The sequence below is a fragment of the Kitasatospora sp. CB01950 genome (assembly GCF_001905465.1).
Classification (GTDB): Bacteria; Actinomycetota; Actinomycetes; order Streptomycetales; family Streptomycetaceae; genus Kitasatospora.
Genome location: NZ_LISX01000018.1, coordinates 45,390 through 61,096 on the forward strand (window position 1 = coordinate 45,390; position 15,707 = coordinate 61,096).

15 protein-coding genes are annotated in these 15,707 nt (G+C 74.3%); 6 read left to right on the forward strand and 9 right to left on the reverse strand.

Annotated features, from left to right (window positions below; translation table 11 throughout):
• Positions 1 to 21 precede the first annotated feature (21 nt).
• From AMK19_RS30885 to AMK19_RS30900, 4 genes are all read right to left on the reverse strand, one after another.
• Positions 22 to 816 (reverse strand): hypothetical protein, encoded by a 795-nt coding sequence (locus AMK19_RS30885; protein ID WP_073818178.1) that lies wholly within the window; start codon positions 814 to 816, stop codon positions 22 to 24.
• Positions 817 to 1,081: 265 nt separating this feature from the next.
• Positions 1,082 to 2,278: a hypothetical protein gene (locus AMK19_RS30890; RefSeq protein ID WP_073818180.1), complete on the reverse strand. Its 1,197-nt coding sequence runs from the start codon at positions 2,276 to 2,278 to the stop codon at positions 1,082 to 1,084.
• Between the two features lie 150 nt (positions 2,279 to 2,428).
• Positions 2,429 to 3,076, reverse strand: a complete 648-nt coding sequence (locus AMK19_RS30895; RefSeq protein ID WP_073818183.1) for a response regulator transcription factor — start codon at positions 3,074 to 3,076, stop codon at positions 2,429 to 2,431.
• Positions 3,064 to 4,308, reverse strand: coding sequence for a sensor histidine kinase (locus AMK19_RS30900; RefSeq protein ID WP_073818186.1), 1,245 nt, complete (start codon positions 4,306 to 4,308; stop codon positions 3,064 to 3,066). The genes AMK19_RS30895 and AMK19_RS30900 overlap by 13 nt, the downstream gene beginning before the upstream one ends.
• 448 nt (positions 4,309 to 4,756) lie before the next feature.
• Between AMK19_RS30900 and AMK19_RS30905 the strand changes: the two genes are divergently transcribed.
• The 4 genes from AMK19_RS30905 to AMK19_RS30915 all read left to right on the forward strand — a co-directional run bounded on the left by AMK19_RS30905 (position 4,757) and on the right by AMK19_RS30915 (position 9,509).
• Positions 4,757 to 5,245, forward strand: coding sequence for a hypothetical protein (locus tag AMK19_RS30905; RefSeq protein ID WP_073818188.1), 489 nt, complete (start codon positions 4,757 to 4,759; stop codon positions 5,243 to 5,245).
• Positions 5,206 to 7,353, forward strand: a complete 2,148-nt coding sequence (locus tag AMK19_RS30910; protein ID WP_338015826.1) for an MXAN_6230/SCO0854 family RING domain-containing protein — start codon at positions 5,206 to 5,208, stop codon at positions 7,351 to 7,353. The genes AMK19_RS30905 and AMK19_RS30910 overlap by 40 nt, the downstream gene beginning before the upstream one ends.
• A gap of 471 nt (positions 7,354 to 7,824) precedes the next feature.
• On the forward strand, positions 7,825 to 7,986 hold the full coding sequence (locus AMK19_RS36235) for a hypothetical protein (protein WP_158071964.1): 162 nt from the start codon (positions 7,825 to 7,827) through the stop codon (positions 7,984 to 7,986).
• A 257-nt stretch (positions 7,987 to 8,243) separates the two neighbouring features.
• A complete protein-coding gene (locus AMK19_RS30915; RefSeq protein WP_073818194.1) occupies positions 8,244 to 9,509 on the forward strand; it encodes a S8 family peptidase in 1,266 nt (421 codons plus the stop codon).
• Positions 9,510 to 10,195: 686 nt separating this feature from the next.
• On the opposite strand, the gene AMK19_RS30920 is transcribed toward AMK19_RS30915, so the two are convergent.
• The 3 genes from AMK19_RS30920 to AMK19_RS30930 all read right to left on the reverse strand — a co-directional run bounded on the left by AMK19_RS30920 (position 10,196) and on the right by AMK19_RS30930 (position 12,967).
• Complete coding sequence (locus tag AMK19_RS30920; RefSeq protein WP_073818197.1) at positions 10,196 to 10,639, reverse strand: hypothetical protein; 444 nt, start codon at positions 10,637 to 10,639, stop codon at positions 10,196 to 10,198.
• 259 nt (positions 10,640 to 10,898) lie between these two features.
• Positions 10,899 to 11,324 carry a hypothetical protein gene (locus AMK19_RS30925; RefSeq protein ID WP_073818199.1) on the reverse strand — a complete coding sequence of 142 codons (426 nt, stop codon included), beginning with the start codon at positions 11,322 to 11,324 and terminating at the stop codon, positions 10,899 to 10,901.
• A 359-nt stretch (positions 11,325 to 11,683) separates the two neighbouring features.
• Positions 11,684 to 12,967 (reverse strand): metal-dependent hydrolase family protein, encoded by a 1,284-nt coding sequence (locus tag AMK19_RS30930; RefSeq protein ID WP_073818201.1) that lies wholly within the window; start codon positions 12,965 to 12,967, stop codon positions 11,684 to 11,686.
• A 540-nt stretch (positions 12,968 to 13,507) separates the two neighbouring features.
• Here AMK19_RS30930 and AMK19_RS35605 point away from each other — a divergent pair.
• A complete protein-coding gene (locus tag AMK19_RS35605) occupies positions 13,508 to 13,963 on the forward strand; it encodes a helix-turn-helix domain-containing protein (protein ID WP_073818204.1) in 456 nt (151 codons plus the stop codon).
• Between the two features lie 46 nt (positions 13,964 to 14,009).
• Here AMK19_RS35605 and AMK19_RS30940 read toward each other — a convergent pair whose 3' ends face one another.
• Together AMK19_RS30940 and AMK19_RS30945 are read right to left on the reverse strand one after the other, a co-directional pair.
• Positions 14,010 to 14,429: a RidA family protein gene (locus tag AMK19_RS30940; protein ID WP_073818207.1), complete on the reverse strand. Its 420-nt coding sequence runs from the start codon at positions 14,427 to 14,429 to the stop codon at positions 14,010 to 14,012.
• A gap of 44 nt (positions 14,430 to 14,473) precedes the next feature.
• Positions 14,474 to 14,980: a cupin domain-containing protein gene (locus AMK19_RS30945; RefSeq protein WP_073818209.1), complete on the reverse strand. Its 507-nt coding sequence runs from the start codon at positions 14,978 to 14,980 to the stop codon at positions 14,474 to 14,476.
• Positions 14,981 to 15,063: 83 nt separating this feature from the next.
• Between AMK19_RS30945 and AMK19_RS30950 the strand changes: the two genes are divergently transcribed.
• Positions 15,064 to 15,567, forward strand: a complete 504-nt coding sequence (locus AMK19_RS30950) for a MarR family winged helix-turn-helix transcriptional regulator (protein WP_073818212.1) — start codon at positions 15,064 to 15,066, stop codon at positions 15,565 to 15,567.
• Positions 15,568 to 15,707: the final 140 nt, after the last annotated feature.

Below are 15,707 nucleotides of genomic sequence, written 5' to 3' on the forward strand. Positions count from 1 at the left end.
TCCGGTCGGCGCGGCGGTGGGTCAGCGCCAGCTGTTGGCCGGCAGCTGCTCCAGGCGCCAGTCCGGGAAGAGCACGAACACCGAGATCAGGCGCGGCCTCAGCTCGGGGTTGAGCTCCTGCGCGATCTTCGCGGTGAGGCTCGCGCAGAGGTTGGCGCGGTTGAAGTTGACCACCGCGCCGTTGTAGAGACACGGGTTGTCGCAGGCGTCCAGGAACACGGAGACGTGCTTCGTCGGGTAGGCGCCCAGCTTGCCGGTGATGCCGGAGTAGAGGCTGTTCACCAGGTCGGCGGTGGTCTTCGTGCCACCGACCTTGAGGGTGTCGGCGACCTCGGTGCACAGGTCGTAGAACGCCCCGGCGTCCGCGCCCGGAACGGCCGGACACCTGCCCCGGATCGCGAAGTCCGGCTTGAGCGCGATCCCGTCGAACGGCCAGGGCAGGAACTCGGTGTGGCCGTTCTGCCAGAGGGCCTTGGCGGCGATGAACTCCAGGGCGGCGGTGTAGCTCGGCAGCGGGAAGGCGCTCGGCAGCCGGAAACCGCCGTTCTGCAGGGTCGGCGCCGGCACGCCGGCGATCTTCATCGGGTCGACCAGCGCGTTGTTCATCGCGATCAGGAGGGTCTTGGCGTCGTCGACCGCGTCGTTCGGGTCCAGCAGGCTGGTCACGAACGAGTCGGCCATCCCGACCAGCGGCGGGTGACTCGCGAGGGCGCCCTTGAACAGGGAGTTGGTCGGCCCCAGCGCGCTGTTGCCGTTGCGGATCGACGCGATCTCGTGCTGCCACTCACCGGGCCACTGCGGGACGGCGGTCGTCATGTGCACCAGCTCATCTCTGCTGTCGACGGGTACGGGCGCACCACGTCGGCACCCCCGCCGCGAGCCTCCCTCGCAAGCTGACGGTCCGTCAATCACTCGTTGTGCGTAGCTGTTCGGCGCTTCTCCCAGGTGTGGCGCGGCGGCAGCCCCGGGCGCGGTGGGCGGCTCGGGCGGCGGCGGCCTCCGGGCGGGAGCCGAGCACGATCCGTTCGCCTGCGGACCCCCGGATGCTCTCCCGCCCGGCGCCCCGCGGGAACCGGACGGCTCAGCCGGCGCGCGCGGTCCACCGCGGCGGCGTCCACAACCGGGCACGGGCGCCGCCGACCTCGATCAGCGTTCCGGTGTGCCGATCCTGACGCGCCGGGCGGAACCCGTCGATCGCGAACACCCGCCGTCCGCCGGTGACGTCGACGCCCCGCAGACCGGCCTCGTCGGCGATCAGCAGATGCTCACCGTCGGTGAAGAAGCCGAGATCGCCGACCGGCCAGGGGAACGTCGCGACCGCCTCGATCCACCGGACGCCCGGCGCGCGCAGTTCGACCGAGGCGGGGTCGAGGATGTGGACGGTACCGCGGCCGGCGCCGTCCCGGTCGTACACCGCGATCCGCCCGTCGTCGATCCACACCGCCGGCCCGTTCCACTCCGAGACCCCGGGATACACCGCACGGCTCGGCCCGTCCTCGGACTCGTGCGGGTTGCCGTCCAGCCAGGCCGCCACGCTCCACACCGCCGGCATCCCCCACGGCTGCCACACCCAGCCGCCGTCGTAGACCCGACTCCCGTCAGGACTCAGCGCCAGCCCGCCGTGGAAGTAGTCGACGTCGTACTCCGCACCTTCCCCGTCCCCGTCCGGGCCGCCCCGCGCCGTGAGCACCTCGCCGGACACGAGATCGGTGACATCCAACCGGTTCCAGTCGGCGCGATGGACGACGACCGGCCGGCCGCCGTGCTCGGCGAACGCCAACGCGAACGGGACGCTCTCACAGCAGTAGTCCCCGCCGTCCAACTCCAACGCCGGCGAACCGGTGGCGAGATCGACGACGGCGCCGTACCGGCCGCAGTCCTGAACCACCGCCGCCCAACGACCGCACCGCGACACATGAAGCCGCAGCCGAACGCCGCCACCGTCCTCGGACGCCGGCCTCTCCTCCCGATACCGGGCCACGTCCCGCACCTCGCCGGTCGCCGGCGTCCACCGCGCCAGCCGCCCGTCCCCGGACAGCACCAGCCACGCCGACCCCGCCCCACCGGGGGCCGCCGGCAACGCCGCCACATCCACGACCGGCCGCAGCGCGCCGGGAACCGCCACGTCCACCACGATCGCCGCCATGCTCATCCCCCCGGTGCGCCCGTGCGACCCCCCGCGGCAGCGTGAACGGCAGGCGGCACGGCGCCGTGTCGGCAACTCGGCGAGCGCCGCGACGCCGGTCACGGCGGTGAGGCCGGCACGGATCTGGTCCATGCCGGGCTCATTCTCGCGCAGGTCCGCCCCGGCGCCGTCCGGCGAGCAGCCCCGGGGGAGCCCGGCCCGTTCGGCGCCCGGCCCGTTCGGCGCCCGGCCCGTTCGGCGGCCGGGTGCTCCGGCCGTGGATCGTGATCGCGGACGGGAAGGTCAGGCCCTGGGCGCGCCCAGGAAGCGCAGCACGGCGAGCACCCGGCGGTGGTCCGCGTCGGCCACCGGCAGGTCGAGTTTGGCGAGGATGTTGTTGATGTGCTTGGCCACTGCGCTCTCACCGACCGTCAGCGCCTCGGCGATGCCGGCGTTGGACCGGCCCTCCGCCATCAGGGCCAGCACCTCCCGCTCGCGCGGGGTCAGGGCGGCCAGGGGGTCGCCGCGGCGGAGCAGGAGTTGGGCGACGACCTGGGGGTCCAGCGCCGTTCCCCCCTCGGCCACCCGCCGTACCGCTGCCGCGAAGTCCTGGACGTCGGCCACGCGTTGCTTGAGCAGGTAGCCCACTCCGCTCGTGTTGGTCGCCAACAGGTCGGCGGCGTACCGCTCCTCCACGTACTGCGAGAGCAGGACCACCGCCGTGCGCGGCCGGTCGCGGCGGATCGCCGCGGCCGCCCGCACGCCCTCGTCGGTGAAGGTGGGCGGCATCCGGACGTCCACCAGGGCGAGTTCGGGCCGGTGCTCCTCGACGGCGGCCAACAGCGCTTCCGCGTCGCCGACTTCCGCGACGACCTGGAAGCCGCTCATCTCCAGCACCTTGACCAGGCCGACCCGCAGCAGCACCGAGTCCTCGGCGATCACCGCGCGCACGGCAGCTCCACCGTCACGGTCGTCGGCCCCCCGACGGGGCTGCTGAGCCGGAAGGCGCCGTCGACGGAGCCCACCCGCTTGGCCAGCCCGCTCAACCCCGTGCCGTCGGCAGGGTCGGCGCCGCCCAGCCCGTCGTCGGTGACGTTCACCCGCAGGACCGTCCCGACCCGTCGGACCGTCACCTCGACCCGCGAGGCGTCGGCGTGCTTGGTCACGTTCGCCAGCGCCTCGGAGATCACGAAGTACGCGACCGACTCCACGGCGGGCGCCGCCCGGTCCGGCAGCTCGACCCGCAGGCGCACCGGCAGCGGAACCCGGGCGGCCAGTCCGGACAACGCCGCGTCCAGGCCCCGGTCCTCGAGCACTGCCGGGTGCAACCCGCGTACCAGATCGGCGAGTTCGGCGATCGCCGCCTTCGCTTCCAGGTGCGCTTCCGCCAGCACCTCACGGGCCTCGCCCGGCAGGTCGGGGCGGGTGGCCATGGCCAGTCCCAGGTTGACCGCCAGCGAGACCAGCCGCTGCTGGGTGCCGTCGTGCAGGTCGCGCTCGATCCGGCGGCGCTCGGCATCGACCGCCTCGATCAGGCCGGTGCGGCTGCCCGCCAGGTACGCGACCCGCTCCTGGAGCCGATCGGCCCGGCTGGGCCCGAGCAGCGCCGCGGCGGAGCGCGACTCCGCCCGGGCCGCCACCCCGGCGAGCCGGGGCAGGAGGGACAGCAGAACGAGGCCGAGCACGGTCCAGCACGGCATCAGCGTCGCCCAGCCGAACCAGTCGCGCCGCACCCCGGCCGGCAGCGCCCACATCCAGCCGTACCCGGTGGCGCCCGCCAGACCCGCCACCGCCGCCATCAGCACCAGCAGCTCCGACAGGGCCGCCGGCGGGCCCAGCACCAGGTGGTACCCGACCTGGCGCCAGGCGCGCGGCGAGAAGAGCCACCGCAGGGCCGTGGCCGGCGACCGGCGCTGCGGCACGGGCGCCGAGCGACGGATGTCCACCCCGAGCAGCGCCCGGTGCCGGTACCGCTGAACCGCCGTCAGCACCGGGACGCCGCCCAGGACCAGGGCGGCGGACACCGGGAGCGTGAGCGCCCAGTTCCCCGTCCTGGCCGTGGTCGTCGCGCCCCAGGCCCACACGGGCACCAGCGCCAGGTGCACCGGGACGCCCGTGGCCAGGAAGCCGGTGTCCCGCCGCGCTCGCCGTGCCAGGCGCCCCAACCGGGGTGGAATCGTCATGGCTCGACGTTAGAGCACCTCGACACGGGCCTGCCATGGACCTTGTATCCGCATCCATGGTGAACCCAGTGCCACCACGCCGGGGCCGGGCCCCGGAGGACGTCGGGTCCCGTTCCGACGGTCCGGTGCCGTTCGACCGCGGGGCCGGCTGCGGTCCCTGGGGGTCTGCCGGATTCCGGGCGGGGTGCCGCAGCCGCCGTGGGTGACACGCGTGTCCGAGCGACCCGACACGCCGTCCGGACCAGGGCCGTGCCCGGTTCCGCCGGAGCGGCGAACCGTTCGACGACCGAGCGCCGGAAAACCGGTTGGCCGCCGCGGACGGCCCGGATACGGTGAGCCCGCGGGCGGCTCCGCGACGTGCTTCCTTCTCTCTTTCCTCCGCAAACCTGCAGCGCGTCCCCTCTCCGCCCGTGTTCTTTTCTTCCGCCTCCGTGGGGGATCTCTCCGCATGCCCCGAGCCATCACGGCTCCTTTCGACGTCTCCGTCGATCTCGATCTCGGTTCCTTCCTCCTCCGCCGGCGCGGCGCCGTCTGTGCGGCCCCCGGCGAGCTGCTGCCCACCGCCGACCCGTGGAGCACGCGGGGCCTGGTGGCCCTGGACGCCGACCTGGCCCGACGCGGCTACCTGCTCACCACTCAACTGCGGGCCGCCCTGGCCAGGTCGGCTCCCGCCCGGCTGGCCGAACTGGGCGACGGACTGCTCACCCGGATCGACCACCTCCTCGGCGCGGACCGCGAACACCTGCCGCTGTTCCGCCGCTTCCCCGACGCCGTGCCCGACCACGCGCACGTCCTCTACACCCGTCAGATCCGGGCGTTCCTGCTCAACCAGCCCCGCCAGCCGTGCGCGCACTGCGGCCGCCGCGGCGCCGAGGCCGGCATCGGGGCGCTCGCGCCGTGCGCCCACCTGCTCTGCCCGGCTGCCACAGCGCACTGACGGCCGACGGCAGGGGCGGTCAATGCCCGTTGTGCGGCACACCGTTGAGCGCCGGCGCCTACCTCGGCGCGGACAGCCCGGTCGGACGCAGGGCCGCGGAGGACTTCGGCGGCGAGCAGGCCCTGCGCCCGCTGCGGCTGATCACCGCCGACCCGGTCACCGCCGCGATGACCGAGCTCCACCGCCTGCTGGCCCGCCGCACCCCGCTCTCCCCGCAGGACCGCGACGACCTCGCCGCCCTGCTCGCCCACGCGCCGGACGACCTCCCGCAGCGGATACCCGCGCAGATCCCGCTGCGGGAGTCCAAGGCGACCGTGCTCGCCGCCCTGCTGCGGCGCGACGGCGCGGCCGCGCTGCCCGTGCTGGCCGAACGCATCGACACCGCCACCGACGTCCTGCGACTGCTGTGGGCGTGGTCCGGGGCCGAGCCCGACCTGCTGCCCGCCACCGCCCGGCGGCTGCGACTGCGCAACCTCCCCAGGCCGCTCCGGCGCGGCCTGCTGGAGATCCTGGAGAGGCTGGCGCCGACCGCCCTCGCCGAGGACCTGCGCCGGCACCGCTCGGCCTGGCTCCGCGGCGGCGAACTGCTGCACCCGTACGAGCACCGGCGACGCTTCCCCCACGTCACGGCGGCGTTCGTGCTGCTCCGGGAGACGGACCTGCGCGCGCACGAGGTGGGCCGGGAGTTCGCGCAGCCGCCCGCCCCGATGCGCGCGGTGACCACCGGGGAGCGCACCCGGCTGGGCTTCACCGGGTTCGCCGGGCGGGTCGAGGGCCTGCTCGCCACGGGGGACACCGCCGGAGCGGCACGGGTGCTGGCGACCCGGCCCGGGGAACTGGTGCGCCGACTGCACCACGTCCTGCGGGTGCACGCCGCCACCGCGCCCGGCACGCCGCTGCCCGAGGGGCTGCTCGCCACGGTCGCCGGTGCGCTTCAGCGGGTCGCACCCGGGCCGCTGCTCGGCGCGTACGGGCGGCTGCGCGGAACGCGCACGGCGGGCGAGCGGCGGCTCTACTTCCCGCGCGGGACGGTCTCGCTGGCCCACGCCCGACAGGACCACGGCACCGTCGTGCCCGCCGAGCTCGGCGAACCCGTCTGCGCGGTGATCGAGGCCGAACTGCTGCGACGCGGCGGCGCCGCGCAGCGGCACGACGTCGCACTGCTCGACGAGGGCCTGGCCGACCTGGTCGCGCCGTTCGCCGAGCGGGCCGCCGCCCGGACCCTGGTGAGCGTGCCGCGCGGCAGCCGCCAGCGCCTCCCGGACGGCGAGCGGCTGCGGCTGTTCCTCCACTGGATGCAGCCGGAACACCTCCGGGTCGACCTCGACCTGTCGGTGGCGCTGTACGACGCGCAGTGGCGGTTCACCGGGATGTGCGACTACACCAGCCTGGTGCACGGCGACCGCGCCGCGGTCCACTCGGGCGACTACGTGTCGGCGCCGCCGCCCGACGGGGCGACGGAGTTCGTCGACCTGGACCTCGCCCGGCTGGCAGCGAGCGGATCGCGGTACGCCGTGATGATCGTCTTCAGCTACAACGACGTCGCGTTCGAGCAGCTGACCGATGCGTTCACCGGATTCATGGACCTCGGCGCGACGCCCCCGGGCGCCCGCCACTTCCACCCCCGGGCCGTCCGGCAACGGCTGGACCTGGCCGGCGACGCCAAGGTGTGCGTGCCGATGATCGTCGACCTGGCGCAACGGCGGTACACCTGGACCGACCTCAACACCGGCGCCGACGGCGGCTTCCACAGCGTCCACCGGCACCACGCCGAGGTCGGCGCGCTCAGCCGCGACGTACTCGCCCACTTCGCCCCCGAGAACCGGGCCACGCTCTGGGACGTCGCCTGCGCCCGCGCGGCAGCGGGAACGGACCAGGTCGTCGTACGCGGACGCGACGGCGGACGCGCGCGGAGGTGGCTGCGGCACGCGGACGAGAGCGTCGGAGCGTTCGCGGCCTGGCCGCCCTCACGCAACTGCTGGCCGGGCAATGCGCGTTCATCGCCCTGGTCGACGGCGACATACCCGCGCCCGAGCAGATCTCCGGAACGCTGTACCGGCTCTACCCGGGACCGATCGACGCCGCGCCGCCAGACCTGGAACGCCTGACAGCAGGCGACCTGGTCGCCGACCTGGCCCCTCGCCCTGCGCGCTGAGGCTCCCGAACGCGGGCCTGGCCGGCACCGGTGAGTCCGGCGCCGGCCGAACCCGCCGGCCGCGACACGGCGGGAGCTGCAACCCGCCTCCGATCGGCCTCCGGCCCGGACCTGCGGGCCGTCACGGCCGCACCGTCCGCGCGCGGTCGCGGGCCGCTTCCCCGGCGTCGTCGAGCCGGGCGCCGAACGGGCCGGGTCGGCCGGTTCCGCAGCCGCGTACTGGACTGCGGCCCCGTACCGTCCTGCCGTCGCCGGTGCGGCGCGTCACCGACGGCGACGGGCCGGCCGTTCGTCAGGGCCGTCCAGGTCTGCCGCCTGCACTCGTTCGGAGGACCCCGGTGGCGGCTTGCCCCCTCCTGTGCCCGCCCGACACGCAAGATCGTGCACTGACCACACGGAGCTCCACCGGATCAAGGAGGACGCCATGAGCCCCCTCGCCATCAACAGCGCGGGTGAGGACGACAACAGCGACGACGACAGTGCCGGCTCGACGGCGGAACTGCGGGACCTGGCCCGCGATGTCGCCCGGCGGGACGACGTTCCCCAGGACCTGAGGCAGCGCGCCCAGGCGCTCACCGAGAAGTAGCGGACCGGGCCGGGCCCGGCCCGGCGCCTCCGCCGGTGTCACGCGCGGTCCTGGCGCCCCACGGACCCAGGGCCGCCCCCCCTTTTTCAGGACATCCCGCTCCCCGGTGCTCGCGGCACGGGGCTCCGGCGCACGCCGCCCCGCGGGCCGCCGTGCCCGTGCCCGAGCGCACGCGCCCCGCAGCCCCGGCCCCGCTCGTTCGCCCTTCGGGCCCTTCGGCCCGCCGCCGGTTCCCCCTTTCCTGTGATGGAGCACGCATGCGTGTCACCGCCCTCCGGACAGCCGCCGTCCTCCTGCTGACCGTGCCGTTGACCGGCGGCGCCGGCCACGCGGGCGCCGCCACCGGGCCCGGCCGGCCCCCGGTCGCGGTGACGCGCTCCCCGGCGGCGGTGCCGGGGGAGTACATCGTCAGGGTGAAGCCCGCCTTCGCCCCCGAGACGGTCCTGCGGCAACTCGGCGTCCGGCCCCTGTTCACCTACGGCACCGCGCTGCGCGGCTTCGCCGCCCCGCTCACCCCGCTCCAGCTGCGGACGGCGCAGGGCCTGCCCGCCGTCGAGGCGATCGAGGAGAACGCCCGGATCAGCGTCGGCCCCCCTCCCGAACCGGACCGGCCCGCGCGGCCCGCCCGGACCTCGCAGCCCGCCCGGGATGGGCAGGCGCCGTCCACTACGGGAAGCGCCGCGCCCCGGGTGACCGTCGAGGCGGCGAGCTGGGGCCTGGACCGGATCGACCAGCGCTCGCTCCCGCTCGACGGGCTCTTCACGGTCGAGGGAACCGGCAAGGGCGTCACGGCGTACATCCTCGACACCGGCATCGAGACCGGGCACGAGGAGTTCGAAGGCCGCGCCACCGCAGAATTCGACGCCGTCGGCGACGGCCGCAACGGCCAGGACTGCCACTCGCACGGGACGCACGTGGCCGGGACCGTCGGCGGCCGGACCTACGGCGTGGCCCGCGCGGTGTCCCTGGCCGCCGTCCGGGTGCTCGACTGCCAGGGGGAGGGCTCCACGGCCGCCTCCCTCGCGGGCCTGGACTGGGTCGCCGCCCACGCCCGGCGGCCGGCGGTGCTGAACGCCTCCCTCGGCGGACCGCCCTCCGAGGCGCTCGACGCGGCCGTGGACGCGCTGGCGGACCGGGGCGTGCTGCCCGTGGTCTCGGCCGGCAACGACGCCCAGGACGCCTGCGGCTTCTCTCCCGCCCGCACGCCCAAGGCCCTCGCCGTCGGCGCGGTCAACAGACAGGACCGGCAGGCGAGTTTCAGCAACTACGGCCCCTGCCTGGCGCTGTACGCGCCGGGCGTCGCCATCGTCTCCGCCGGGCTCGGCGGCGGATCCAGCACCCTCAACGGCACGTCCATGGCCGCACCCCACGTCACCGGAGCCGTCGCCCTCGTCGAGCAGCAGACCCCGCAGGCCACCCCCCAGGACATCCGCGCCCGACTCCTCACCGACTCCACCACCGACGTCCTCACCCGACTCGGCCCCGACTCACCCAACCGCCTCCTCTACACAGGCGGCCTGTGAACCGCCCCGACGCCGTCCGGACCCGGCGCCCCGACGCCCCGGCGAGGAGCGAACGAAGCGCTTCCACGCCGCCACGGGCGGCCCGCCCCCCCGGGCCACGGGGATGCGGCCCGCACTCAACGGGCTCGCACCACCCCATGACGCGGGAGTCCCGGGCCGGTGCGAGCGGCGACGCGGCGCGGTTCGGCAAAGGGCGTGGCGACATGGCAGACGCCACGGGCACGACAGTCCCGCCCGGATCCTGCGCGCCGCCCGCCTCGCCGCCGGCTGCACCACCGACCCGGCCGAAGACCTCGCCGCCACCGTCTGCCGCTACGGCGACGGCGCGCAGATCCTCAGCACGCCCACCGGCCACGAGTTCGTCGACCTGACGCACCGTCCGGCAAGCGGTCTCAAGGACCCGGCCGGCGCAATCGGGACGGGTCCGGCGGCCCGGCGGCGTCGCGATTCCTCGGCTACGACTGGACCGGCGACCGGGCCGTGTGTTGCTCGGCCGTCCGGTCGGGATCCGGCGGGTCGGGGCGCTGTTGCGGCGGCCGGCTCCTGTGCTCGGGCTGCGCGGCATCGGCCGGTTCGTGCTGGTGGGATGCGGGTGCCGGTGGACCTGCTGCCGCTGGAAGGTTGCTGCGGAGGGGTGGTGGCGGGGTGTGCCCCGGGGGCCGGGGCACACCTGCGGGAGTCCGGCGTCAGCAGGCCACCACGGTGGAGACGGTGGCGGTCGAGGTGGGCCAGCCGGGCTGGGCCACCGAGAAGGTGGTGCTGACGGTGGCGCCGCACGGGGCGCTGGAGAAGACGCTGCCGACCTGGTTCGAGCCGGCCTGGACGATGACGGCCGGGTGGACGGGGGCGAGGGGGGCGCTGCCGACGACCGTGCCGGAGACGGTGAAGCCGAGGGGCCGGGGCTCCCAGGACGGGTCGCCGGGCGTGGCCACCCCGTAGAAGCGGACCTGGTTGCCGGTCACCTCGACGCAGGCCCGGGTCAGCAGCGGACCGGGCGCGCCAGGGGTGCCGCAGGTCACGACGGCGCCGACCGGTCCGGCCGGGCCGACCGGCGCGGCGGCGGCCCCCTGGACGGTGGCCAGGGTGGTTATGGCCGCGGCGGTGGCGACGGCGATGACGGTGGTCTTCATGGGTGTCTCTCCTCGGGGTGCAGGGATGGGACGATGGGCGGAATGTGAAATGTCACATTCCGCTGGCGTCAGCATGGCAGTCCCCCGCACCCCGGGGTGCGGCATCCGGGAAGAAAGCGGTCCTTCGCGGGTATCGGCCACCGAATGACCGGAATGGCCTGTCGGTGATCGCACAAACCCCTGGCCCGGCCCGCCCGGGCGGCCGAACTCCCCACCGGGAAAGCAGGGTTCGGCGCCGACGGGTGCGGGGTGCGTCCGCCTACAGGCTGGGCCGTGAGAGGACAGCGCTGTACAGGTCGGTGCCCCACTGCAGCAAGCCGTCGAGTTGGCGAACGGTCGTCCCGGCCAGGCACGTCGGCCTGAGGAAGAACGTCTGATTGTTGGGGAGGCCGACCCTCACGGCCCCCGAACCCCCTTCGGCCAGGGTGCTCGAGACAACTGTGAATGTGCCACTTGCGAGGTCGGTCACGACCGACCCGTCGCCGTTGAAGGTGACTTCCGCCGGAATCGACTGGGTGTCACTCGAAGATGTGGCAACCGTGAATTTGGCGCCGGTGTAGTCGGCGCCGTTGTTACCGCAGCCGGCTGTTGCGGCCTGTGCAGGTGCAGCGGTTGCAAGCAGTCCGGCGGTAGCCGCGGCGGCCACGAGAAGGCCGACCGGGCGGGCCTTGGGGCGAAGGGACATCTGATACTTCCTTGCCTCTTGTCAGCAACTCCTTGTTGCCTTCTGCGGCCATGAGAGCAGTCGGGTTCCCGGGTCTCATGTCGAGCGGCGCGGACGGAGGACAGGGGGCATTCCGGAGGGCGTCGGAGAGAGGGGCCGTTCCGCGAGCGCGCCGCCCAGCAGGGCAGGAACGCCGACGAGGTCATCGCCCACCTGACGCGAAACCGCCCGGGGACCTGGGGCGATGGACGGTCGCAGCGAGCGGAGCTGCCCGGCCACGGCCCTCTCCCCTTTGCGGCGGTCGCCCGGGGCGGGTCCGGATGTGGAGGGGGTGCGGTTCGAGTGATCCGCGGCCCTGGTGGACGGCGGTGCTGTTCGGGTCAGGCGAGGGTGTTCTTGTAGATGCGGCCGTCCTTGATGATCACGACGAGGTTCTTGTCCGGGTTGGCGAGCACGGTGAGGTTCTGGACGGGGTCGCCTTCGACGAGGAGGACGTCGGCCCAGGCGCCCTCGGTGATCCGGCCGAGAGGGGCCGCCTTGTAGGGGTCGCGCTCGCCGGCGAGCCGGAAGAGTTCGGCGTTTCCGGATGTGGCGATCCTCAGCGCCTCGACGGGCTTGAAGCCGAAGTGGGTGGACAGCCGGGTGAGCATCTCGTTCTGCAGTCCGGACTTCTCCGGTTCGAGCAGCAGGTCGGTGCCGAAGGCGATGTTCGCGCCCTGCTCCCGCGCCCACGCGAAGGAGTTCGCGACGCCCTCGCAGACCTGCTTGTTCTTCTCGGTGTTCTCCGGGTTGGGGTACTCGTGGTCGTTTTCGAGGAAGGGCTGGGTGCTCAGCCACACCCCGCTGTCGGCCATCAGCTTGACGGTCTCGGGACCGGCGATCAGGTGGCCGTGCTCGATCGACTTGATCCCGGCGGCGATCGCGCGGCGGACGCCCTCGTCGTTGTAGACGTGCGCGGCCACGTAGGTGCCCCAGTCCGTGGCGGCCTCGACCGCGGCCCTGAGTTCGTCCGGCGTGTACTGCAGCACGTCCAGCGGGTCGTAGGCGGAGGCGACCCCGCCGCCCGCCATGACCTTGATCTGGGAGGCCCCCTTCTTCAGCTGCTCGCGCACGGCCGCGAGCACCTGGTCGCGGCCGTCGGCGACGCGCAGGAAGCCGATCTGCTCGGCGCGGGCGTGCGCGCCGCAGGAGAAGGTGTTCGCGTTCTCGTAGACGTCGGAGAAGTCGCCGTGCCCGGAGGTCTGGGAGATCGCGGCCTGGCTGGGGTAGATGCGCGGGCCGGGGAACGTTCCCGCGTCCAGGACCTGCCGCAGCGGGGCGACGTCGCCGGCCATGTCCCGGACGGTGGTGAAGCCGCGCATGAGCATCTGTTCGGCCGCGGCGAGCGCGGTGTAGTAGCCCGTGCCGGTGGCGCCGGTGGTCAGGCCCGCGAGGGAGGTCCCGGTCGCGAAGAGGTGGACGTGCGCGTCGGTCAGGCCGGGGATGAGCATCCGCTCGCCGCCCTCGATGACGACGGTCCCCTCCGGCGGGTTCCGGGTGCCGATCGCGGCGATCCTTCGGTCCTGGATGAGTACCGACGTCGGCGGGGTCGGCCCGGAGCGTACGGCGTCGAAGACACGTACGTTGTTGATCAGGATCGGCGCAGGGGGCTGCTGGAGGGTCACGGTCTTCCTCTCGTGGCGGGACGGTACGAGCCGACGGGACTCACCGGGGGGACCCCTGCCCTGCCCTCCCGAGAGCGGGCAGGGGGTCCGGAGCCGGCACGTACCGCTCCTCTCGGCCCGGTTGCGCGGGGAAGCGCCGGCGAGGTCCGGCGTAGAACACCCAAGGCCTGATCAGCGGCCATGACGTCCTCCCGCAGGACCGGTCGCCGACACCGTGGCCCGCTCGACTGCACACGCTAGCTTCGAAGTCGTCGGCACCTGAGGCAGGCGAGGTGGATCCCCGGCACAGGATCACCCGATGTTGTGAACCTTGCCTAGCCGCCCCGCCACTGCGGGAGCGGCTGCGCGCCCGTGCGCAGGCCGCGGCAGTCGCGTCACCGTCATCGTCCGGCGCGGTAGAGGGGCCGCCCGTTCCGGTGTCGCGCCGAGGCCGGCCGCCCGCACCGTCCGCCGGGCGGAGCGGGCCGACCCGACCGGCCGCCCGGTCCGGCGCGGCGGCGGTGCTCGGGGCAGGAGCTGAGGCGCCAGCCCACCCGTGGCATGTCCGCCGTCGCCGCCCTGGTGCCGCACGTCGGCGAACGCGGCATCACCCTCTCGCCGTCCCGGGTCCACCGGCCGGTCTCCGGCGCCCCCGAACGCCTCTGCCTTCCTGTGCCGGCCGCCCTGTGCGACGTCCGGGACTGCACGCCGTCCGGCCTGATCGCCACGGCCGCCGAGAACCTCTCCGCCCGCCGAGCCGTCGGCGCGGACGCCCCGCCCGATCCGAGTGCCCGCCGCCCCGAGCGGGTCCGGCTCACCGGGAACCGACCGGGGGGCGCCGTCCGGCCCGGTATCCGCTGCCGGCAGGCCGAGCCCGCCGGCCGCCGCTTCGAGGGCCCGATCTGCCGCAGCTGTGCCGGCAAGGACGTGCGAACCCGCGGCCGGTGCCCAGGCAGGGTGCGGGACCGGGCGCCTGCTGCCCGGGAGCGACGAGCACGGGGTGGCCGTCCGCCGTGACCGCGCCGGCCTTGAACGGGACTTCTCCCGTGCCCGGTGGGGTGGGTCAGCCCGCTGCCCCCGCCGCCGGCCGGACGGCGACCGCGTCGATCTCGAAGAGCATCCCCGGCAGGGCGAGCGAGGCGACCCCGATGAGCGTCTGTGCGGGCAGCCGGTCGCCCCAGGCCCCGGCCAGGGCCTTGCCGAGGACGGCCAGCTTCTCCGGGTCGTGGTCGACGATGTACGAGCCGAGCCGGACCACGTGCTCGAAGCCGAGGCCGACCCCGGCGAGCGCGGTGCGCAGGTTGGCGAGGGCGAGCTCCGCCTGGGCGGCGAAGTCGCCGGGCACGACCCGACCGCCGGCGTCGGAGGCGTACTGGCCGCCGATGAACACCGGTTCGCCGGGCGCGGAGGCGGCGTGGCTGTAGCCGAACGGCGTCGGGTCGTGCAGGCCGGGCGGGTTGGTGATGGTGCGGGTGTCGGTCACGGGGTTCCTTCCCTGGTGTCGGGCCGGGTTCGGTGCCGGGCGGTCTACGGCTCGGACCGGGCGGCTTCCTCCCGGGCGTCGCGCCAACTCGGCGACTCCAGGAAGTGGTTGTCGAAGAGGTCCTGCTTGGCGAGCAGTTCCTCGACCGTCGCCTCGCCCGCGCGGATCCGCTCCAGCAGGCGGAAGTAGTCGAAGCGCTCCACCCCGGGGGTGATCACGATCAGCAGGTCCGCCCCGGAGTCCGGCGCCGCCGCGAAGGCGTGCGGCAGATGGGGCGGCACCACCACGAGGTCGCCGCTCCGGGCGGTGACCACCTCGTTCCCGACCAGCACCTGGGCCGAGCCGTCGACGACGAAGAACAGCTCCGAGGAGCCCCCGTGGTAGTGCGGAGTGGCGCCGTCCTTGCCGCGCCCCAGCGTGACGCGCAGGGTGCTCAGGGCGCCGCCGGTGGCGCTGGAGTCCGCGAGCAGCCGCCCCTTGCCGCCGAGCATTCCGACGGTCTCGGCTTCGTCGCCCCGCACCACCACGGCTTCCGGTCCGATCGACGTCATTGGCCTCTCCCCACAGCGAGCTCCGATAGTTCCATGGCTGATAGTACTACGTCTAACTATCTCCCATCGAATAATATGTCCCCATGGATCACGTGGACGTCATGCTCGACCAGTGGAGCCGGGAGCGCCCGGACCTCGACCTGGCGGCGGTCGGCACCGTCGGCCGCCTCGGCCGCTTCGCGCTGCTCGCGGGCCGGGCCGTCGAAGAGGTGTTCAAGCAACACGGCCTCCGGCGCGGCGAGTTCGACGTTCTCGCCACCCTGCGCCGCTCCGGCGCGCCGTACGAACTGATGCCCTCCGAACTCGCCGCGCTGCTGCTGATGTCGCGGGCCGGCATGACCAGCCGGACCGACCGGCTGGAATCGGCGGGCCTGGTGGAACGCCGCACCGACCCGGCGGACCGGCGCAGCGTCCGCATCGCCCTCACCGCGGCCGGACGCGCCCTCGTGGACGCCGCCTTCACCGACCACGCGGCCAACGAGACCGCGCTGCTCTCCGCCCTCTCGGGCGAGGAACGGGCCACCCTGGACGGGCTCCTGCGCAAACTGCTCGCCGACGTCGAGGGCGCGCAGAGCCCAGCGCCCTGACGGCCCCGCCCGACGCCCCCGCCCGAGGTCCAGCCACCCGCGACCGCTCCGGAACGCCGTCGGCCGCCGTACGCGGGGAACGCGGGGAACGCGGGGAACGCGTACGGCGGCCGACACCCGGTGCAGTGCGCCGTCCGCGA

Excerpts from the sequence above, each read along its gene's own strand:
- AMK19_RS36235 (WP_158071964.1), top strand. The coding sequence starts at position 7,825 with ATGAGCCCCCTCGCCATCAACAGCGCGGGTGAGGACGACAACAGCGAC.
- AMK19_RS30950 (WP_073818212.1), top strand. The coding sequence starts at position 15,064 with ATGGATCACGTGGACGTCATGCTCGACCAGTGGAGCCGGGAGCGCCCG.
- AMK19_RS30905 (WP_073818188.1), top strand. The coding sequence starts at position 4,757 with ATGCCCCGAGCCATCACGGCTCCTTTCGACGTCTCCGTCGATCTCGAT.
- AMK19_RS30900 (WP_073818186.1), bottom strand. The coding sequence starts at position 4,308 with ATGACGATTCCACCCCGGTTGGGGCGCCTGGCACGGCGAGCGCGGCGG.
- AMK19_RS35605 (WP_073818204.1), top strand. The coding sequence starts at position 13,508 with ATGTCCGCCGTCGCCGCCCTGGTGCCGCACGTCGGCGAACGCGGCATC.
- AMK19_RS30920 (WP_073818197.1), bottom strand. The coding sequence starts at position 10,639 with ATGAAGACCACCGTCATCGCCGTCGCCACCGCCGCGGCCATAACCACC.
- AMK19_RS30925 (WP_073818199.1), bottom strand. The coding sequence starts at position 11,324 with ATGTCCCTTCGCCCCAAGGCCCGCCCGGTCGGCCTTCTCGTGGCCGCC.
- AMK19_RS30885 (WP_073818178.1), bottom strand. The coding sequence starts at position 816 with ATGACGACCGCCGTCCCGCAGTGGCCCGGTGAGTGGCAGCACGAGATC.
- AMK19_RS30890 (WP_073818180.1), bottom strand. The coding sequence starts at position 2,278 with ATGGACCAGATCCGTGCCGGCCTCACCGCCGTGACCGGCGTCGCGGCG.
- AMK19_RS30945 (WP_073818209.1), bottom strand. The coding sequence starts at position 14,980 with ATGACGTCGATCGGACCGGAAGCCGTGGTGGTGCGGGGCGACGAAGCC.
- AMK19_RS30915 (WP_073818194.1), top strand. The coding sequence starts at position 8,244 with ATGCGTGTCACCGCCCTCCGGACAGCCGCCGTCCTCCTGCTGACCGTG.